General features: G+C 35.9%; 22 protein-coding genes and 1 pseudogene. 8 read left to right on the top strand and 15 right to left on the bottom strand.

Features of this window, described 5'->3' with window-relative positions; translation table 11 throughout:
• Nucleotides 1-13: 13 nt before the first annotated feature.
• Nucleotides 14-466, bottom strand: a complete 453-nt coding sequence (gene nrdG / locus DN394_RS22490; RefSeq protein WP_048544052.1) for an anaerobic ribonucleoside-triphosphate reductase activating protein — start codon at nucleotides 464-466, stop codon at nucleotides 14-16.
• Nucleotides 463-2,319: an anaerobic ribonucleoside triphosphate reductase gene (locus DN394_RS22485; protein WP_098110336.1), complete on the bottom strand. Its 1,857-nt coding sequence runs from the start codon at nucleotides 2,317-2,319 to the stop codon at nucleotides 463-465. The genes nrdG and DN394_RS22485 overlap by 4 nt, the downstream gene beginning before the upstream one ends.
• Before the next feature lie 225 nt (nucleotides 2,320-2,544).
• On the opposite strand from DN394_RS22485, the gene plsY reads away from it, so the two are divergent.
• Together plsY and DN394_RS22475 are read left to right on the top strand one after the other, a co-directional pair.
• On the top strand, nucleotides 2,545-3,141 hold the full coding sequence (plsY, locus tag DN394_RS22480; RefSeq protein ID WP_000237189.1) for a glycerol-3-phosphate 1-O-acyltransferase PlsY: 597 nt from the start codon (nucleotides 2,545-2,547) through the stop codon (nucleotides 3,139-3,141).
• Nucleotides 3,142-3,249: 108 nt separating this feature from the next.
• On the top strand, nucleotides 3,250-3,540 hold the full coding sequence (locus tag DN394_RS22475; RefSeq protein ID WP_001054448.1) for a HesB/YadR/YfhF family protein: 291 nt from the start codon (nucleotides 3,250-3,252) through the stop codon (nucleotides 3,538-3,540).
• A gap of 26 nt (nucleotides 3,541-3,566) precedes the next feature.
• Here DN394_RS22475 and DN394_RS22470 read toward each other — a convergent pair whose 3' ends face one another.
• Complete coding sequence (locus DN394_RS22470) at nucleotides 3,567-3,986, bottom strand: acyl-CoA thioesterase (protein WP_000495804.1); 420 nt, start codon at nucleotides 3,984-3,986, stop codon at nucleotides 3,567-3,569.
• A gap of 109 nt (nucleotides 3,987-4,095) precedes the next feature.
• On the opposite strand from DN394_RS22470, the gene DN394_RS22465 reads away from it, so the two are divergent.
• Entirely contained in the window at nucleotides 4,096-5,388 is a 1,293-nt protein-coding gene (locus DN394_RS22465; protein WP_046954571.1) for a glycoside hydrolase family 18 protein, read from the top strand.
• 67 nt (nucleotides 5,389-5,455) lie between these two features.
• On the opposite strand, the gene sspN is transcribed toward DN394_RS22465, so the two are convergent.
• The 4 genes from sspN to DN394_RS22445 form a co-directional block, all read right to left on the bottom strand.
• Complete coding sequence (sspN, locus tag DN394_RS22460; protein WP_000527987.1) at nucleotides 5,456-5,590, bottom strand: acid-soluble spore protein SspN; 135 nt, start codon at nucleotides 5,588-5,590, stop codon at nucleotides 5,456-5,458.
• Nucleotides 5,591-5,633: 43 nt separating this feature from the next.
• A complete protein-coding gene (locus DN394_RS22455) occupies nucleotides 5,634-5,777 on the bottom strand; it encodes an FbpB family small basic protein (RefSeq protein ID WP_001254698.1) in 144 nt (47 codons plus the stop codon).
• Nucleotides 5,778-5,918: 141 nt separating this feature from the next.
• Complete coding sequence (locus tag DN394_RS22450) at nucleotides 5,919-6,866, bottom strand: 3'-5' exonuclease (RefSeq protein ID WP_088122827.1); 948 nt, start codon at nucleotides 6,864-6,866, stop codon at nucleotides 5,919-5,921.
• 115 nt (nucleotides 6,867-6,981) lie between these two features.
• A complete protein-coding gene (locus tag DN394_RS22445; protein ID WP_000269057.1) occupies nucleotides 6,982-7,557 on the bottom strand; it encodes a redoxin domain-containing protein in 576 nt (191 codons plus the stop codon).
• Between the two features lie 249 nt (nucleotides 7,558-7,806).
• Between DN394_RS22445 and DN394_RS22440 the strand changes: the two genes are divergently transcribed.
• Nucleotides 7,807-8,064: a hypothetical protein gene (locus DN394_RS22440; protein WP_149294247.1), complete on the top strand. Its 258-nt coding sequence runs from the start codon at nucleotides 7,807-7,809 to the stop codon at nucleotides 8,062-8,064.
• A 23-nt stretch (nucleotides 8,065-8,087) separates the two neighbouring features.
• Here the strand turns inward: DN394_RS22440 and DN394_RS22435 are convergent, their stop codons facing one another.
• Complete coding sequence (locus tag DN394_RS22435; protein WP_149294246.1) at nucleotides 8,088-9,737, bottom strand: ABC transporter ATP-binding protein; 1,650 nt, start codon at nucleotides 9,735-9,737, stop codon at nucleotides 8,088-8,090.
• Between the two features lie 118 nt (nucleotides 9,738-9,855).
• On the bottom strand, nucleotides 9,856-12,579 hold the full coding sequence (gene acnA, locus DN394_RS22430; RefSeq protein WP_149294245.1) for an aconitate hydratase AcnA: 2,724 nt from the start codon (nucleotides 12,577-12,579) through the stop codon (nucleotides 9,856-9,858).
• Between the two features lie 291 nt (nucleotides 12,580-12,870).
• Here acnA and sspO point away from each other — a divergent pair, with 291 nt between their 5' ends.
• A complete protein-coding gene (gene sspO / locus DN394_RS22425; RefSeq protein ID WP_000518050.1) occupies nucleotides 12,871-13,020 on the top strand; it encodes a small acid-soluble spore protein O in 150 nt (49 codons plus the stop codon).
• Between the two features lie 41 nt (nucleotides 13,021-13,061).
• Here the strand turns inward: sspO and pdaB are convergent, their stop codons facing one another.
• Nucleotides 13,062-13,787, bottom strand: coding sequence for a polysaccharide deacetylase family sporulation protein PdaB (pdaB, locus tag DN394_RS22420; protein WP_096001630.1), 726 nt, complete (start codon nucleotides 13,785-13,787; stop codon nucleotides 13,062-13,064).
• A gap of 45 nt (nucleotides 13,788-13,832) precedes the next feature.
• On the bottom strand, nucleotides 13,833-14,096 hold the full coding sequence (locus tag DN394_RS22415; protein WP_001146292.1) for a hypothetical protein: 264 nt from the start codon (nucleotides 14,094-14,096) through the stop codon (nucleotides 13,833-13,835).
• 121 nt (nucleotides 14,097-14,217) lie between these two features.
• Here DN394_RS22415 and DN394_RS22410 point away from each other — a divergent pair, with 121 nt between their 5' ends.
• Together DN394_RS22410 and DN394_RS22405 are read left to right on the top strand one after the other, a co-directional pair.
• Nucleotides 14,218-14,340 (top strand): small acid-soluble spore protein P, encoded by a 123-nt coding sequence (locus tag DN394_RS22410; RefSeq protein ID WP_000414449.1) that lies wholly within the window; start codon nucleotides 14,218-14,220, stop codon nucleotides 14,338-14,340.
• A 124-nt stretch (nucleotides 14,341-14,464) separates the two neighbouring features.
• Nucleotides 14,465-14,851, top strand: a complete 387-nt coding sequence (locus tag DN394_RS22405) for an Hsp20/alpha crystallin family protein (protein WP_000516738.1) — start codon at nucleotides 14,465-14,467, stop codon at nucleotides 14,849-14,851.
• A 243-nt stretch (nucleotides 14,852-15,094) separates the two neighbouring features.
• Here DN394_RS22405 and DN394_RS22400 read toward each other — a convergent pair whose 3' ends face one another.
• Together DN394_RS22400 and DN394_RS22395 are read right to left on the bottom strand one after the other, a co-directional pair.
• Nucleotides 15,095-16,333 (bottom strand): MDR family MFS transporter, encoded by a 1,239-nt coding sequence (locus DN394_RS22400; protein WP_098110339.1) that lies wholly within the window; start codon nucleotides 16,331-16,333, stop codon nucleotides 15,095-15,097.
• Between the two features lie 67 nt (nucleotides 16,334-16,400).
• Entirely contained in the window at nucleotides 16,401-16,808 is a 408-nt protein-coding gene (locus DN394_RS22395; protein ID WP_000965135.1) for a hypothetical protein, read from the bottom strand.
• A gap of 134 nt (nucleotides 16,809-16,942) precedes the next feature.
• On the opposite strand from DN394_RS22395, the gene DN394_RS22390 reads away from it, so the two are divergent.
• The gene (locus DN394_RS22390) at nucleotides 16,943-18,145 is read left to right on the top strand and encodes an alanyl-tRNA editing protein (RefSeq protein WP_149294244.1); all 1,203 of its coding nucleotides are present in this window, start codon (nucleotides 16,943-16,945) and stop codon (nucleotides 18,143-18,145) included.
• A 44-nt stretch (nucleotides 18,146-18,189) separates the two neighbouring features.
• Here DN394_RS22390 and DN394_RS22385 read toward each other — a convergent pair.
• Both DN394_RS22385 and DN394_RS22380 read right to left on the bottom strand, forming a co-directional pair.
• Nucleotides 18,190-18,519, bottom strand: a pseudogene (locus DN394_RS22385) (NUDIX domain-containing protein); the annotation flags it as partial.
• Between the two features lie 145 nt (nucleotides 18,520-18,664).
• Nucleotides 18,665-19,464, bottom strand: an 800-nt coding sequence (locus DN394_RS22380) for an RNA-guided endonuclease InsQ/TnpB family protein (RefSeq protein ID WP_255451647.1), incomplete at its 5' end; no start/stop codon positions are given.

Here is a 19,464-nt window from a genome sequence, read left to right as displayed (position 1 = left end):
CTATCCCGCCTTTTTACTCTTTCAATCGAATAATACGTTGATTGGAGCTTCCGCGAAATGGAAGTGTTAAATCTTTTTTCTCGATTTCAAATCTTCCATCGACTAAAACATCCCCATAATGTAACAACTCTATCATATCATTATTTTGAGAACTCTGTATCTCTTCTAACGTATAACCTGTATACATCCAAAGATTTTTTTTCAAGTCTTTCACAGCTTTTGCTACTTTTTTCACTTCAGCAGCTTGAAAAAATGGATCTCCACCTGAAAATGTTACATCAGTTAATGAATTACTTGCAATCTCTTTCACAATTTCTACTACTGTCATTTCAGTTCCATTACAAATATTCCACGATTTCGGATTATGGCAACCGAAACAACGATGCGGACAGCCCGCAAAAAACACGACTGTCCGCAACCCTTCTCCATCTACTACACTATCATGAATGATATTCATCACTTTCATTGATGCTTCACCCGATCCATCTCTTCACTACGTTTTGCACTATTCCACTTCGACATATCTCCTACAAGATAGCCTGTAATACGGCGAATTCTTTCTATATTAGCCTCGTCTTCATTTCCGCAGCTTGGGCATTCATTTCCAATAACTCCGTGATAACTGCAGCACTTACAACGGTCAACAGGATGATTAATTGAACCGTATCCAACGCCATGATCTGCCATCGCTCGTACAATTTGTTTTAACGCCTGTTTGTTATGCATAGCTGCTCCGTCTAGCTCAATATACGTAATATGTCCCCCGTTACATAGGGCATGGAAAGGTCCTTCTAAACGAATTTTATTTATCGCTTGAATGCTATAGTAAACTGGGATGTGAAATGAATTCGTATAATAATTATGGTTCGTTATACCGCTAATCACACCAAACTCTTCTCTATCTTTTTTCACAAACTTCCCTGATAACCCTTCTGCAGGAGTTGCAATTACTGAGAAATTCAGTTCATGTTCTTCCGTCGCTTTATCCATTCTATCTCTCATAAAGGAAATGATTTCATACCCGAGTTTCCATGATTCTTCATCTTCTCCATGATGCTTTCCTGTTAAAGCTACTAAGCACTCCGCAAGACCGATAAAACCAAGACTTAACGTCCCTTGCTTTAAAATGGATGCTACAGAATCTTCAGGCTGTAACTTCTCTCCACCGCGCCATACACCTTGTGAATATAAAAATCGAAAATCTCTTGCTCGCTTCGTACATTGATACTCAAATCTCTCTAATAATTGCTTAATTCCTAAGTCTAAGTAATAATTTAACGCTTCAAAAAATGCTTCTTTTGAACCACTAATTAACGCTAATTTCACTAAGTTGATAGACGTAAATGATAAATTGCCTCTTCCAATCGCTGTTTCTTCTCCATGTATGTTAGACATAACACGGGTACGACATCCCATATAACATACTTCACTTTCCGGTCGTCCGTCATAATGCACTGCATTAAATGGCGCATCTAAAAATGAAAAGTTAGGGAATAATCGTTCAGCCGTTGTCTCTAACGCTAATTCAAATAAATCATAGTTCGGATCACATCCTTCAAAGTTCACACCTTTTTTCATTTTAAAAATTTGAATCGGAAAAATTGGTGTTTCTCCTTTACCAAGACCAGCTTGTGTCGCTTTTAAAAGTTGTCTAACTAATAACCGTCCCTCTTTTGATGTGTCTGTTCCATAATTAATAGAAATAAACGGTACTTGTCCCCCGCCCCTACTGTGCATACTATTTGAATTATGAACGAAAGCTTCACACGCCTGATACGTATCATTTTCTGTTTCTTTCCATGCAAATTCTTCTATTTGTTCTTTCGTAAGCGGATATGACTGTAATCGTTTCTTATGTCTCGCTACTGTTTTTCTCACATATGGAGCTAAATCAATATCAAAGAGTGCAAATGATTGACCACCGTGCTGCATATTTTGATTCGCCTGAAAAATAATAGACGAAAGAGCCAATGCACTTTTAATATCCTGCGGTTGTCTCATATGCCCATGTCCGGTATGAAAACCGTCCGCAAGCATTTGCGCTAACGGAATTTGCGAACAAGTCGTCGTTCCTGTCGCATAAAAATCTAAGTCATGTGGATATAATATATTTTGATTTATCGCTTTTTTCACTTGATCTGACAATAAATTTTCAACTGCATAATATTTCGCACTCTCTGATGCGAACGTTCCCATTACTCCCATTGGAGAGCGACCATCTACATTTGCATTTTCTTGCATTAAATCTTGCTCACTACCGTGGACAATCGTCTCAAACACTCTCATTAATTCTTCTCCACGTACATTTCGTTGTAACATTTATAACCCTCCACCAATATGTTGTTGTCTTTTGATTAAAATGTTACTACATATAGTCTTGGTGTTTCTGTGAGAAATGTAACATTCCTGTGAAATTTTTTTCACGAAATAATGAATTTTTCATTTACAAAAAAGAAATGTGCTCTTTACAAATGTATGGTACAATATACGGGAAAAACTCTTTTTACCCTTTATCAACACATTTGAATAAAGGAGACTGAACTTATGGTTATTACATATCTTTTATTTATCGTTGCCTACTTACTTGGCTCGATTCCATTCGCACTAGTCGTTGGAAAAATCGGCTACGGAATCGATATTCGTGAGCACGGAAGCGGTAATCTAGGCGGAACAAATACATTCCGCACACTAGGGAAAAAAGCAGGTTTTATCGTTACAATTGCTGACATTTTAAAAGGTACATTAGCAACAAGTCTACCGATTATTTTCGGTTTAGATGTTCACCCACTATGGTTCGGATTAGCAGCTGTTCTTGGACATGTGTATCCGATTTTCGCGAAATTCCGTGGTGGTAAAGCTGTTGCAACTTCTGCTGGCGTGCTATTATGCTACTCTCCAGTTGTTTTTGCAATATTAGCTGTTGTCTTTTTCAGCCTTTTATTTACAACAAGATACGTATCACTTTCTTCTATGGTAACAGCCGTCGTTGCTGTTATTGCATCCATTGTTAGCGGGGATAAAATCTTCATTATTGCGATGTGTTTATTAGCAGGTATGGTTATTTATAAACACCGTGCAAATATCGGACGAATTATAAATAAAACTGAACCGAAAGCAAACTTTTCAAAAAAGCAAAAATAAGATCGTAACCCACATAACGCAAAAAGAAAACGTGAAGCATATTAATAGCGTCTTTTTGCGTTATTTTTTATACTAAAGAAAAAGCAACATAATTTGGAGGAACTATACATGAATCTTTCCGTAACAAAAGAAGCAGCACAATGGTATAAAAACGAATTAAACTTACAATCGGGTGAAACACTACGCCTTTTCGTACAATACGGCGGTTGCAGTACTGTGCAAAAAGGACTTTCTTTAGGTATTCGTAAAGATGATCCTGCACATCCTGCTGTTCAAACTCAAGAAGAAGGTATTAACTTCTTTATTGAAGGCGATGATGAGTGGTTCTTCGATGGACATAATTTAGCTGTTACATTTAACGACGGTGATGATTTCCCGCAATTTAATTATGAAAAATAAAAAAGCGTGGCTTCTGCCACGCTTTTTTATTTTTTCTTAATTTCCTCATATTTCGCATACCACTCTGGATATAACTTTTTAAATGATACAGGCCTGAACCCTTCTTTTTTCGCGCAAATATTCGTCGTACTTGCAGTAATACAAAGTTCACCTTCACCGTTATATATTTCATAACCATATACAACGCGAAGCGGACTAACAGTATCAATCCACGTTTTCACAATTGCTTTTTCTCCGTAACGCATCGCTTTACGATATGAAATTTGCAAATCTAACACAGGAGAAATAATTCCCTCTTTCTCCATTTCAACATATGAAAATCCTAAATCTTGTATAAGTTTCGTGCGACCTAGTTCAAGCCACACCAAATAGTTTGAATGGTAAACAACACCCATTTGATCTGTTTCCGCATAACGGATTTCAACTTCATGTTCTGCTACAAACATATGTATTCGCCTTCTTTCACTTCTGCTACCTTGCATACATTTAATCATAATACAGTGACATCAAAAATAAAATAAAAACAGTGAATCTTTTACTGAAAGGAGCAAGCATATGATTCAAATTGTAACTGTTCGTAGCGGTGATAGCGTATATAGCTTGGCATCAAAGTACGGATCAACACCTGACGAAATAGTAAAGGACAATGGACTAAATCCAGCTGAAACACTCGTCGTTGGTCAGGCACTGATCGTTAATACGAAAGGGAATAATTATTATGTACAGCCTGGCGATAGCCTATATCGAATCTCTCAAACATATAACGTACCTCTCGCTAGTTTAGCTAAGGTTAATAACTTATCTTTAAAATCCATTCTCCATGTTGGACAGCAATTATATATACCAAAAGGGACAAAACGCGCAGTAGAATCCATCGCTTATTTACAACCTTCAACAATACCAATAAAAGAAAGTTTGGTTAACGCTACGCGTGCCATTAATCCATTTTTAACATATTTGGCTTACTTCAGTTTCGAGGCAAAAAGAGATGGTACGTTAAAAGAACCAACTGAAACAGCTAAAATCGCTAATATTGCAACGCAAGGCAAAACCATCCCGATGCTCGTTATTACAAATATTGAAAATGGAAATTTCAGTGCCGATCTGACATCGGTTATTTTACGCGATGCATCGATTCAAAACAAATTTATTACTAACATTTTACAAACAGCTGAGAAGTATGGTATGCGAGACATTCATTTTGATTTTGAGAGTGTAGCACCTGAAGATCGCGAAGCGTATAATCGTTTTTTACGAAATGTAAAAACACGCTTACCTAACGGATACACATTGAGTACAACGCTTGTACCGAAAACAAGTTCAAATCAAAAGGGAAAATTTTTCGAAGCTCACGATTATAAAGCACAAGGACAAATTGTTGATTTCGTCGTCATTATGACATATGACTGGGGTTGGCAAGGCGGGCCACCGATGGCTATTTCTCCTATCGGTCCTGTAAAAGAAGTACTTCAATATGCAAAATCTCAAATGCCTCCCCAAAAAATTATGATGGGGCAAAACTTATACGGATTCGATTGGAAACTTCCGTTCAAACAAGGCAATCCGCCTGCAAAAGCAATTAGCTCTGTCGCAGCTGTCGCACTTGCTCGTAAATACAATGTCCCCATCCGCTATGATTTCACAGCTCAAGCTCCTCATTTTAATTATTTTGATGAAAATGGTGTTCAACACGAAGTTTGGTTTGAAGATTCACGGTCTGTTCAAAGCAAATTCAATTTAATGAAAGAACAAGGTATAGGCGGTATTAGTTACTGGAAGATTGGCTTACCATTCCCGCAAAATTGGCGTTTACTCGTTGAAAATTTTACGATTACGAAAAAGGGCTGACATAAGTCAGCCCTTTTTGACTATTAAAAATCCGTCACAAAAAGAAGAATGACAACATTCTCCCTTTTTAACCGTTATCAACAATCGGTTGTTTGCCTGTTTGGTCTTGCATTTGCTTTCCTTTATTGCCACCAGCTTTTTTTGATTGTGTTCCAATATGATTCGGTGCAAAGTCTTTTGAATTCTTTTTCGGATTACCCATTACTATCGCCTCCTTAACACTAGTATCGTACTAGTGTTAAGAATTATTCAGCTTGCTTAAAAAGTTGCATTTCATAACGTTTTTCAATACGCTCTTCAATGCGATCGATTGCATCACGATCACTTAATAATTGTTGTTTATTTTCTTTCACAAGTTCGTCAAATGATTTACGGCGACTTCTTCTCATGCTGTTCACCCTCTCTCCTTCGCATTCTTACTATACATAGTATGAGCAAATGAAAAACTCTTTAATCAGATTTGTAAGAAAATTTTATTTTTTAGTACTCCTAAAAAAACTCCGTGTACAACTTCTTGTACACGGAGTTATTTATACCATTATATTTAAATATTCTTTTAGCTTTTCATCTGCATTCATTTCACTTTGTTTATACTCACTTAGCGCTTGCAGTACGAAATCATACTGTCCTAAAATATAACTTTCTAATTTCAGGACATCCTCTAAGCTATTAAGCATAATTCTCGTATTACCAACTTCACTTTTTAACGCGGGTTCACAATTTAAACTCGTACATATTTCTTTCACATCATCTTCTAATATCTCTGTTAATACGTATTTCTTTCGCCCTTTTACTTTTACTCTCATAACTGGATAAAAAGCTTTTATATCTAAATAGCTTCCTACATTCATACAACGAATCCATTCGATATCACGTTTATTTCGTACAAGTATCTTTTTTACTGCTTCATATACTACTGTTTCATCAAGTACTTCTGTATTCGATTTCCTGTTTGTTTCTTCTTCAATAGATGCACATTTTTGATAAACAGCTGCACAAGTAATACAATCATCAAATGCATTATGAGAACTTAAACGAATGCCAAGCATTCGCTTTAACGTTTCAAGTTTATGATTAGGTGCGTGCTTCATATATTTCTTCGCTAAAAACACAGTATCAATCACTTTATTTTGAGGTTCAGGCAGCCCAAGCATATTTACATTACTTTTTAAAAAACGCATATCAAAAGATGCATTATGAGCGACAATAACATTTGTATGTAAAAATGCTAAAAATAAAGGTAATACTTCTTCAATCGTCGGTGCATCTGAAACACGATAGTTTGTAATACCTGTTAAACTCGTTATTCGGTCCGGAATTGAACGCTCTGGATTCACATAGGAAACAAATTGATCTACTAGTTCATGATTACGATATTTCACTGCTGCTACTTGAATAATTTTATCATTATAAGGGTTAAATCCTGTTGTTTCAAAATCAATTACAACATAATCTAACGGTAAGGATATATTCCCCACTCCAAACACTCCTTTACCTCTAAACGTTTATATTTCTTTTATCATAACATGCTGCTATCACTACGTGAAAAAGAAAAGGCAGAAATGGTAACTTTCCACCTCTACCTTTTCACCATTATTTTAATTTAGCAATCCGTTTCTCCATCTCTTTTTGCGTCATCGGTCCAATAAACTTATCTTGAATGACACCTTTCGTATCTATAAAATACGAAGTTGGAATCGTAATTACTTTATACGCTGTTGTCACATCAATGTTCTTGTCCAATAAAATAGGAAAAGTAATTCCTTTTTCTTTTGCAAAATTGCTTACCTTTTCTACTCCTCCGCCCTTTTCTGAAGGCGTATAATTTATTGCTAAAATTTCTACATTTTCTTTATGTTCTTTATAGAAAGCCTCCATATCCGGCATTTCTTGCTGGCAAGGTCCACACCACGTTGCCCAAAAGTTTAAAATCACTTTCTTTCCTTTCAAATCTGATAACTTTACATTCGTTCCATCTAACTTCGTTAATTCAAAGTTTGGCGCACTCTTCCCTATTTCGATACCATTACTTGCAATCATCTCTTTCATAGCAGCTTCACTTTTTTCTTGCTCCCCTTGTACCGCCTCGTCTTTTTTACCAAACTGTTCATAAGCTGCATATCCCGCTAAACAAAGTAACACTACAATAATCGTAAGCTTCCGCCACATTTTATATCACCCTAACGTATTTATCTTCTTATTAACCTAATTACCCAAATACTATATACCTTATTTTAGCTTATACGGACAAGCTTGGAAATATTCACAGTCAAAATAATTAGAATATTCTTATTTAAAGTGAAGTTTTTTCCTTTTTATCATATAATTAGAAAAACAGATGACATGTTGCTTATCTTCTTATGGATCCATTCACCTTTTTACTTTCTTATATAACCTTCAACAAAAGGGGGATTGTTTATGAATTCATTCGAAAAAATAACATTATATATTCTTAGTTTTCTTTTATACCCAATCGGCATTATTACATGGATCATTTCACTCTTTAGTAAAGATCTTGAAAAAAAGAAAGTAGGGCGTATTTGTCTCTACGTCTCTCTAGTCTCATTCGTCCTTTTCTTAATTCTCGGAATTGTAACTTTCCTTATGACTGCTACTTTTAACGTTGATCTGAATCACTCCGAATCTATCGAGTATCAAATAAATGATGCTGAATAAAGATAAGAGCACTGCTCTTATCTTTATTCATATCTCTGTAAAAACGAATGACTATTTATTAATTTTTCAGGACTTCCACATGCAACAATACTTCCTTCTCTCATTATAACAACATGATCTGCTAGTATCGCTTTCTCTACATCATGTGTTGCCACAATTCTCGTGACCCCTCTTCCTAATCCTTCTATCATATTCCAAACAGTTTCTTGATTGCCCGGATCTAATCCCGCAGTCGGTTCATCTAAAATAATAAGATTCGGATTTGAACCAATAGCGCGTAATAATGCAAGACGTTTTCTTTCCCCTCCCGAAAACTCTTCCCCGCTTTTATGTAGTACAGTTTCAATTCCCCTAGGTAAATCACTAATAATCGGTTTCACATTTACAAGTTCAATATTTTTTTCTAATTGATCTTCTAAATACTCTTCTCCGAAATACATATTCTCTTTTACTGTCGTCCGAAAGAAACGAGGTTCTTGCCACACTGTAGTCATACGAGCCTCATTACCATAATAAACAATGCTACCGTTAGATGGTTTATACAAACCCGTCATTAATTTTAAAAGCGTTGTTTTTCCTGCACCACTTTCCCCCACAATAATAACGAGTTCACCAGGTTGAATTTGCAAATCCATATTCTTAATTCTGTATTTTGCTTCATCATTCTCCTGAAATGAAACATTTGTTATCGTCATCCCCATCGCTCTTTCTACCTTACTATCTGCCCCTCGTTTATCTAAAAAAGAAAAAACTCTATTTGCCGAAGCGACTGCAACTTGTGTCATCATTAATAAATCGCCAACGTAACGCACTGGAAAAAAGAGCATTTCAATTGTAGCTAACACGGCAACAAGTGAACCAACTTCCATTTCCCCCTTCATTATTTTTTGCGCGCCTATAATGAGAACAACGATATATGCTCCTGTTTCAATCACTGTCCCAACTACTCCAATACAGTTTTGCATCATCGTCTTCTTTACTTCTGTTTTATAAGATTGTACTGTTACTCCTTTAAATAAGCGAATGGCCCACTTTTCTTTTTGCAAACTACATAAATCTTGTGCTCCTTTTACAAACTGTGACACCATCTCTACAACACTTGATTGATTCTTTTGAGCAATGCTTGCAATATTCCTTACCTTTTTCCCCATCACCATCGGAACCGTTGCACTAAAAAATAAAAACGGAGTTACCCACAATATGAACTGTATATCTATATGTTGTAGTGCTATGAACGCACCTATAAATTGTGCAATGGCGTGTATATATTCTATTAATATGGACCCATATAATCTGATCCAGTTTGGAATATCAGACACAACTAACGTCTCTAACTCTCCTTGTTTAATTTTCTCACTCTCTTCAAACGGTAATGAGAAGAAATGACGCAATACATCTATACGCTTCTCTCGTAATATTCGCTGACTCGCTTTTGAACTTACATAATCAAATGAAAGATTGTTCACCCACATTAACAAGCGGCTAGCTGCAAACAAAGTAATGTAAAGATACACCTCCTTTAACTCCCGTTGAATAAGGTTATCTACAATTAATCCCATGAAAATTGGACGGGATAAGTTTAAAATAGCTGCAAAGAGTCCACTGCATACAGCTGCTATTACTAACATTTTTTCTTTCTGTAACGGTAACAATATTCTTTTATATTCTTTCATGACCTCTCCTCCATTTTTTTAAAGTAAAAAGAAAGGGATGAAACCAAATGGTTTCATCCCTTTCCATAAAATAAGGAAGCTAACAGTTGTTAGCTTCCTTATCGTTCTTTTCAATTATTTAGTTCGACACTTTTGACTCTTCAATTTTCTCACGAAGAACCATTTGTAGGATACCACCGTGACGGTAGTAGTCAATTTCAACTTCACTATCGAAACGAGCTACTACTTCAAATTGTTTTTCGTTGCCATCTGCATCAGTTGCAACTACTTTTACAAGATCGCGTGGTCTAACTGTTTTGTCAATTTGAATTTCAAATGACTCGTTACCAACAAGACCTAATGTTTCAGCGCTTTCGCCATCTTTAAATTGAAGTGGTAACACACCCATTAACACTAAGTTACTGCGGTGAATACGTTCGAAGCTTTCTGCGATTACTGCTTTAATACCTAATAAGTTTGTACCTTTCGCAGCCCAGTCACGAGAACTTCCCATACCGTAATCTTTACCAGCAACAACTAGAAGACCTGTGCCATCTTCCTTATATTTCATAGCAGCATCATAGATAGATGTTACTTCACCAGTTGGCCAATATGTTGTATATCCACCTTCTGTTCCTGGTGCAATTTGGTTTTTAATACGGATGTTCGCGAATGTACCACGCATCATAACTTCATGGTTACCACGACGAGAACCGTAAGAGTTGAAGTCAACTGGTTGTACGCCGTTTTCTAATAAGTAGCGTCCAGCTGGTGTGTGCTTACCGATTGAACCTGCTGGTGAAATATGGTCTGTCGTTACAGAGTCTCCAAATTTACCAACTATGCGTAAATCTGATAACGTTTCAACTTCACCTGGCTCTTTAGATAATCCTTCAAAGAACGGTGGGTTTTGAATATAAGTTGAATCATTATCCCAAGTATATAAAGCTTCATTTGAAGTTTGGATTTCATTCCAGCGCTCATTGCTGTTAAATACTTGTGCATATTCTTTCTTGAACAGTTCAGATGTAACAACGTTTTGAACTACATCTTCAATTTCTTTAGCTGATGGCCAAATGTCCTTGAAGTAAACAGCATTGCCATTTGCATCTTTACCGATTGCATCATTTTTCAGGTCAATATCAACAGTACCTGCAAGTGCATATGCCACAACAAGTGGTGGTGATGCTAAGTAGTTTGCTTTTACAAGTGGATGAATACGACCTTCAAAGTTACGGTTACCAGATAAAACAGATGTTACTAATAAATCGTTTGCTGCGATTGCTTCTTCTAATTCCTCTGCTAACGGACCAGAGTTACCGATACAAGTCGTACAACCGTAACCAACTGTTTGGAAACCTAATTGATCTAAATATGTTGTTAAACCTGATTTATCTAAGTATTCAGTAACAACTTTAGATCCTGGTGCTAATGATGTTTTTACGTACTCAGGTACTACAAGCCCTTTTTCAATTGCTTTCTTCGCAACTAGACCTGCCCCAATTAATACGTATGGGTTTGATGTATTTGTACAGCTTGTAATTGCAGCGATTGCAATTGCACCTGTTTTCATCGTTACTTCTTTATCTTCTAATGTAACCTTCACTTCTTTATCGAACTCTTGCTCATTAAATCCAAGTCCTTGTGTTCCAACTGGTGCTACAACAGCTTTATGGAACGCATCTTTCATATCTGAAAGTGGAATTAAATCTTGTGGGCGTTTCGGTCCAGAAAGGTTAGATTCGATTGTATTTAAATCAATTTCAACAAGATCAGTGTAAATTGGATCTTTGCTGTCTGCTGTATAGAATAAACCATTTGCTTTACAGTATTCTTCAACAATGCGAATTTGCTCTTCATCTCTACCTGTTAAACGTAAGTATTCTAATGAAATATCGTCAATTGGGAAGAATCCACAAGTTGCACCGTATTCTGGTGCCATGTTTGAAATTGTTGCACGGTCAGCTAAAGGCATGCTCTTTAGTCCATTACCGAAGAACTCAACGAATTTACCAACTACACCTTTTTGACGTAATACTTGTGTTACTTTTAATGCAACGTCAGTTGCTGTAGTACCACTTGGAAGTGTACCAGTTAATTTCACACCGATTACTTCAGGTACTGGGAAGTATGAAGGCTGTCCAAGCATTCCTGCTTCCGCTTCAATACCACCAACGCCCCATCCAAGAACGCCGATACCGTTAATCATTGTTGTATGTGAGTCTGTTCCAACTAATGAATCTGGGTATGCAACTAAGTCACCTTCAGCATTTTTCACAGCATGAACAACTGGTGCTAAATATTCAAGGTTTACTTGGTGTACAATACCTGTAGCTGGTGGCACTGCGCGATAGTTATCAAATGATTTTTGTGCCCAGCTTAAAAATTTATAACGTTCTTCATTACGTTTAAACTCTAAGTCCATGTTGAATGCAAGCGCGTCTGCCGTACCCGCTCTATCAACCTGTACAGAGTGGTCAATTACAAGGTCTACAGTAATTTCTGGATTAATTTTATCAGGATCCCCGCCCATATCTGCCATTGCTTTACGAAGCGAAGCCAAATCTACAACAGCTGGAACACCAGTGAAATCTTGTAAAATTACACGAGATGGTTTAAATGGAACATCGATATCTTGCACATCTTTCGTTCCCCATTTCGCTAAATTTGTAACATGTTCTTCTGTAATTACACGTCCGTCTACTTGACGAAGTACTGATTCAAGTAAAACTTTCACGGAATATGGTAATTGAGATACGTTGCCAACCCCTGTATTTTCAAGCGCTTTCAAATCATAATAATGATACGTTTTTCCATCTACTTCAAAAGTTGCACGTGATTGAAATGGATTATGTTTGACCATTATGTTTCCCCCCTGTTAAACGTGACTAAGTTGTCTGAATATAAAATGTAGACAAACTTTTCAATACCTTACGATAATATCTTATTACAACTTTCTAAATAAGTAAATAATAAGAAACTTATAGATTATCATAAGTTTTCTTTATGTTTCTAAATTTGAATAGTGTTCACGCTCCTTATGAATACTATTACCATAAAGTAAAGTGCTCTATTAGTGCTTTACTTACAGTTCATACATACTATGAACTGCTCATCATTCAACATACAAAAAATATTATAGAGGTGAAATAAAATGGGTAAAAGAAAAGCAAATCATACTATTTCAGGAATGAATGCGGCATCTGCACAAGGACAAGCAACTGGTTACAATGAAGAATTTGCAAACGAACCTTTAACTCCCGCAGAGCGACAAAATAATAAAAAACGTAAAAAGAACCAGTAACAAAAAATCCCAAAAGGCATATTTTCCTTTTGGGATTTTTTCTAATGTTTATAACGTAGTAATTCCGAAACCGTTACAAATCGATATCCTTGTTTTTTCAGCTCAGGTAAAATTTTTGCTAGCGCTGCTACTGTTTGACTACGATCATTTCCTCCATCATGTAATAATACAATATCTCCACTTTTAGCATTTTTCACTACATGATTTACAATGGATTCAACCCCTGGATTCGCCCAATCACGTGGATCTTGATGCCACGACCATAGAACAGTTTGATAACCAGCTTCTTTCGCTGTTTTAAATACAGCATCGTTAATATATCCGCCAGGAGGACGGAATAGTAAAGGTTCTTTCACCCATTTTTTAAAAAATTTCTTTCCATCTAAAATATCATTTTCTAATTTTTCATCTGATGAATTACTCGCATACAAATGGTTCATCGTATGATTTCCAATTTCATGTCCCTCTTTTAACACTTGTTTCACTAAATATGGATTACGCTGAACTCGAAATCCAATCATAAAAAAAGTCGCTTCTGCTTTATATTGACGTAATAAATGTAAAATTTGTGTTGTATAAGTCGGATCTGGTCCATCATCAAATGTAATGGCAATAATCTTTTCATTATTAGGTACTTCCCATGTTACATAGCCAGTTGGTTCTAGCTCTTTTCTGAGCAACATTTTCGCTTCCACTTTTTCCACTTGAAATATATGTACTGCGCATAATAAAGAAAAAACCACTAAAAAAATTTTCTGTTTTAGCATAATGTTCATTAAAGTAGGAGGTTGTCGAATACACAACAACCTCATTTACTTTTCTAATTGATCTACATTTCGCATAATGTTTTGGAGATTATTTTCGTATTGCTCAAGTTGTGGACGTTGTGTTTCTGAAGCTACTTCTAACGCATTTTGAATCTGTTCATACGCTTCCTGAACCTCTTGGCGTAATTCTTTTAGATCATGACCGTAGTTTGGATCATTTTTCACAATGTTGTTAAATGCATGTTCTGCTTGTGTAACTCCTTGCTGCGCTGCTTGAAAAGCTTGTTGTTTATCTTTATGATATGGCATTATATAATCCCCTTTCCATAATAGTTAGTCCCATTTATCTTTACCTTTTTTTCTAAAAACATTCTCGTATAAATTTGCAAACTTCTCTCATTCTAAAGAGAAAGAGGAGGTGTCACATACAATGGAAAAAAACAATCGTGAAGCGAAAGAAAAAAAGGGACAACCTGAACCATTAAGCGGATCTCATAAAGTAAAAAACCGTAACCATTCACGCCAAAAAAATCATGCACATCATGATATGTAAAACAAAAGGTTCACACTAGCTACCTTTGTCACATACAATGTTTATATTTTTCCATTTATTCTTCACCCCTACTTCATTCATGCATAACATAGTATGAATTGAGATTTTACGGAGGGTGTCTTACATGGGCAAGAAAAAGAAGGATTGTCTTTTTCATGTTGATGGTTTCGAAGAATGGATGGATCAATTTTGTTCTGATTCTTGTAGTAACTTTAGTTTCCCAAATCAAATTCATATTGACCTTTGCGAAACTGAACAAGAGTACATTTTGGAAACAGATGTACCAAATGTATCCGAACAAAATGTAGTTATTAAAAAGATGGAGACAGGCCTAAATATTTGCATACTTCATAATAATAGTTCTTTGCAACGGATCATTCCTTTACCCGCTACTATTATTTATAAGAAGATGCTAGCCTGCTTAGAGAATGGATATTTAGCCATTCATATTTCCAAAAATGAAGTTGCTAATAAACATGAAAAAAAGGTTCTTTTTCAAATTGAGAATTAAAATAAAGTAAAGCTTTAATCAATGGGAGTTTTACTGCCCGCAAATAGCGGGATAAAGTGAAACTTTAATCAGTGGGGGCTTCATCCCCCACTGATTATTAGCCTTCACCAATCGGGCTTTTACGGGCAGTTGATCCCCCACCTAACTTCTTTGCTTTCACTGAATTTTTAGGTGTGGGTTCTTACTGCCCGTTAATGCGGGATAAATACAAAAATAAGCCCCAGTCATCTGCTGGGGCTTATTTTATTTCGCATGTAATTCTAAATTACAATTTCTATCATATCTTTTTTTCAATAAACCTTTTGTAACTACAAGTACAGGAAATGCTACAGTTGAAAATATAGCTAGTGCTGAAAATACTACAAACCCATTTTGATACCCGTAGTAATCGAGAAGCACTCCCCCAAACCATGGACCAATTACTGCTCCAATCCCTGAAAATCCCATTGCTCCAAAATATGTTCCTTTTAAATGTGAAACAGCTATATCATCAATAAATACATCTGTCATGGAAAACATTAAAACTTCTCCAATTGTAAAAATAATTGTGCAGACAGCAGCACCTAGCGTAGATTCTACTATTCCAAATCCAAACAATCCTCCGCTCACAAATAAAGTTCCAACCATAATTGATGTTAACGGTGTATACTTTTTACATATTTGAATAACAGGGTATTGAATTACGACTACAACAATCGCATTTAAAGCTAACATATACGAAAACAATGTCACTCCATCCTGAAATATATGTGCATTTGCAAAATATTGAGATACTGTTGTCGTTAAGTGTGAAAAGCCACAATTACTCAAAATAATACCGACTAAAGCAACTAAAAATACGACATCCTTTCGCAATATACGAACTGCATTTAACATTGTGACAGGCTTTTCTGTATTCACTTTCTTTTTTTCGATTGGATACTTCTTAAATTGGAACGCTAATATAGCTGTATATAGAATGTATACTCCAGCTGCTACTAAAAAAGGAATTGTAGATTTTGCACTTCCAATCTGTAACCCGACAAGTGGGCCAATCGCTACTCCAACATTTATTGCACCGTAACGCAAATTATATACGAGTAAACGATACTCTGGTTTCGTTAAATCTGATAATAATGCTCTTGACGTCGGCTCAAAAAAAGATCGACATAATCCATTTAAAGCATTTAATAAAAAGAAACTTAAAACATGATTTGCAAATGAAAAACCTATAAATACAAACACCCAAGCAATCATAGACCATATTATAATCATGTTTCGGCCGAATCGATCCGATAAATTCCCTCCGATAAAACTAGCAAACACTCCAACAAGTGCACTCGTTCCGATAATAGCACCCGTCATTCCAGCTGATACGCCTTTAACAGTCGTTAAATAAATTGCTAAAAATGGAATACTCATTGACGTGGCGAACCTCGCAAATAAAGTCCCTATTATAATTGTCATTCCTAACGGATGAATATTTTGTAACTTCCCTTTCATTGTTAAACCTACTCTCCCTATTTTCACATAAAAAAAGAAAGCAAAGGATCTGCTTTCTTTTCCCTTTTTATACTTGAGCTGTTGATACCCGAGCTGTTCTCGTTATTTCCATATCTATGCCATATGTAAACTGTAATTCTTTACAAACATCTTTAATTAAAATTACGACATTATACTTCTCATTAAATTGTAAAACGATATTTTCTACTTCTTCATATGTATACTTATATTCCCCTGTAATGACACTTTTTAAATCAAAGCATTCATTTATACAAAGTTGCACAAGTAGCTGGTCATATTTCTCTATTACATCTTCTTTCTTCCACAGTAACTCTTTTACATATAACCGATCAAACTTCACACTTTCTCGATTACAATCCGTTAAAATCCGGGTCATTTCATTTAATTCTCGATACAATTCAGAAATATTTTTGCTTAAACTAAGCAGTTTATCTACGCCGTTTTCATATAACATATTCATTCCACCCCCGCATTTTCTTCTTATTATAGCAAGAAAATTCTAAAAATAGTTTCTTTCTTCTGAAATATTAGGAAACTAATTTCAATTGCTTTACAATGAAACTAGTGAACGCGAAAGGGGAAAGAAAATTGGAGCAAAAATTATATTACACTGACGCTTATAAGCAAGACTTTACTACAAAAGTTATAAAGCAAGATTATGATAAAGACGGTAACTTATACGTCGTTTTAAACGAGACCGCATTTTATCCGACAGGTGGCGGACAACCGCATGATACTGGCACATTAAATGATATCGATGTAATCAATGTAGAAGAGATACATGGAGAAATTCGTCACTTCATTGTAGAAAAATTACATACAGAAGAAGTAGAAGGTAAAATCAATTGGGAGCGCCGTTTTGATCATATGCAGCAACATGCGGCTCAGCACATTTTATCTGCTGCTTTTTCGGACCATTTTAACATACCTACGATTGGATTCCACCTTGGTAAAGAAACGGTAACAATTGATTTAGAAACAGAAAATCTTCATGCGGAAACGGTTGAAAAAGCGGTACAAATTGCAAACAAAATTGTTTTTGAAAACCATCCAATCCGCACCCTGTGGATGAACTTAGAAGAAGCAAAAGCATTACCCCTTCGTAAAGAACCGACTTTAACAGAAAATATACGTGTTGTTATAATTGAGAACTTCGACTACAACGGCTGTGGCGGAACGCATCCGAAACGTACAGGTGAAGTAGGTCCTATTCAAGTACTAGGGTGGGAGCGCAATAAAGGTGGCATACGATTAACGTTTATCGCTGGTTGGCGCACACTAAATTTAATGGGCCAACAACTACAAATTATGAAAGATGTTTCTAAACAATTAAACAGTAGCGAGAGTGATATCCCCGCAAAAGTAGCACAACTTCTTACTTCTCAAAAAGAAAATGAAAAAGCACTACAAACAATGAATGAAAAATTATTATTTGCAGAGGCAAATGAACTACTTCAACAGCCTACGGAAATACATGCCGGCATACTTATTTCTAAAGTATTTACAAATCGTTCTATGCAAGAAATCGCAAAGCTTTCTGCCATTATTACAGAACAACAAGAGCATGCCATTACATATTTCGTTATTGAAAATGAGGACAAACTACAATGCATCCTCGCTTGTGGAAAAACAGTCACGCTCGAGATGAATGCTCTTTTAAAAGAGGCACTTCCTACAATTGAGGGAAAAGGTGGCGGAAATAAAAAGAGTGCGCGCGGTGGTGGGAAAGCGCTTATGACTGGGGACGAGTTTTTAAATCAGCTTGTTTCTTCTTTACAGTCGGCGGTATAAAACATGTTTATGAAGGATAGCTAACTGCTATCCTTCAACTATATTTACAAGCCTATATTTTGTTTCAAGCCTTGATAACTCCCTGCACTTGCAAAACCTTCACTTATAAGAGTTATAAAAGTTTCCGAAAAACCATATTGACTTAAATCTTTAATCGGTACCATTTGCACATCTTGAATTGGATTATGATCAAACTCATTAGAAGGTAGCGTAATTTCACCGTGAATCCTTTCAAGCAGAAACGTAATATGTAATAAAGATGGACTAGCATCTGGTTTATCACAAACATAGAGTAGCTTCTTAATTTTAACTTCTAAACCTGTTTCTTCTCTCATTTCTCGAATCATCGCTTCTTCTAACGTTTCACCATTCTCTACCGATACGATAAACTTAACTAAATCTATACAATTCAATCAAATTTACACAAGTTAGTGCTTCATCGTGTTCTCGCAACCCCGAAGGGACGAGGGGTATAACACTCCACACGAGGCAGTATCGTTACCTCCTATTATCAAGCATTTATTTTACCCATCTTGATAAATTTATCGAAGCATTTAAATCTCTATCGTGGTGGCTATTGCACCCAACACAACGCCACTCACGTATTTTTAAACTCCACTGTCCTTCTGGTTGAACTGAATGGTCGTATTTTACTCCGCAACATGAGCAAATCTTGCTTGAGGCGAACCATTTATCAGCTTTTACATACGCAATGCCATACTTCTCGCACTTGTATGACAAACATTGAAAGAAGAAGTTTAATTTTTGAAAGGAAAATGCTTTCGATAGTTTTTTGTTTTTTAACAGGTTTGAGATAGGTAAGTCTTCCACAACAATTCTCATTGGTTTGGTTTTCACCAAGTTAGCTGTTGCTTGATGGATATGGTTATTTCGGATATTCGTAATTTTCCTAGATAACCGCAGGTGCTCAGTTTTAGCTTTTTCATATCCGACAGACTGAATTTTTACACCTTTTTTAAATCTCCTAGACATATCTCTTTGCGCTGACTTTTTCCTTTTCAAAAGCTTTTTAACCTTGGCATCTTTGTTTATATTTCGTTCTTTCATACCATTAGAAGCTACAAACAGCCCTTTTAAACCAACATCCACACCAATCGACTCATTGGTTAGTTCTTGTGATTCAAAGTCTTCTTGGAACCCTACACTCATCCACCAGTGACGACCATCAAAGATAACTCTTGGATTGGATGGCTTTTTGTTTCTTGGTAGTTGTTGGCTTGTTTTCACTTCTCCAATAGACTGAATATGAACTACTTTCTTTCCTATAATCAGTCTTTCATAATTGGCATAAAATCCTT

This window comes from Bacillus sp. BB081, assembly GCF_008368895.1.
In the GTDB taxonomy this organism is placed as follows: domain Bacteria; phylum Bacillota; class Bacilli; order Bacillales; family Bacillaceae_G; genus Bacillus_A; species Bacillus_A wiedmannii.
Note: the sequence above shows the minus strand (reverse complement) of the source record. Positions and strands in the feature narration are given on the sequence as shown.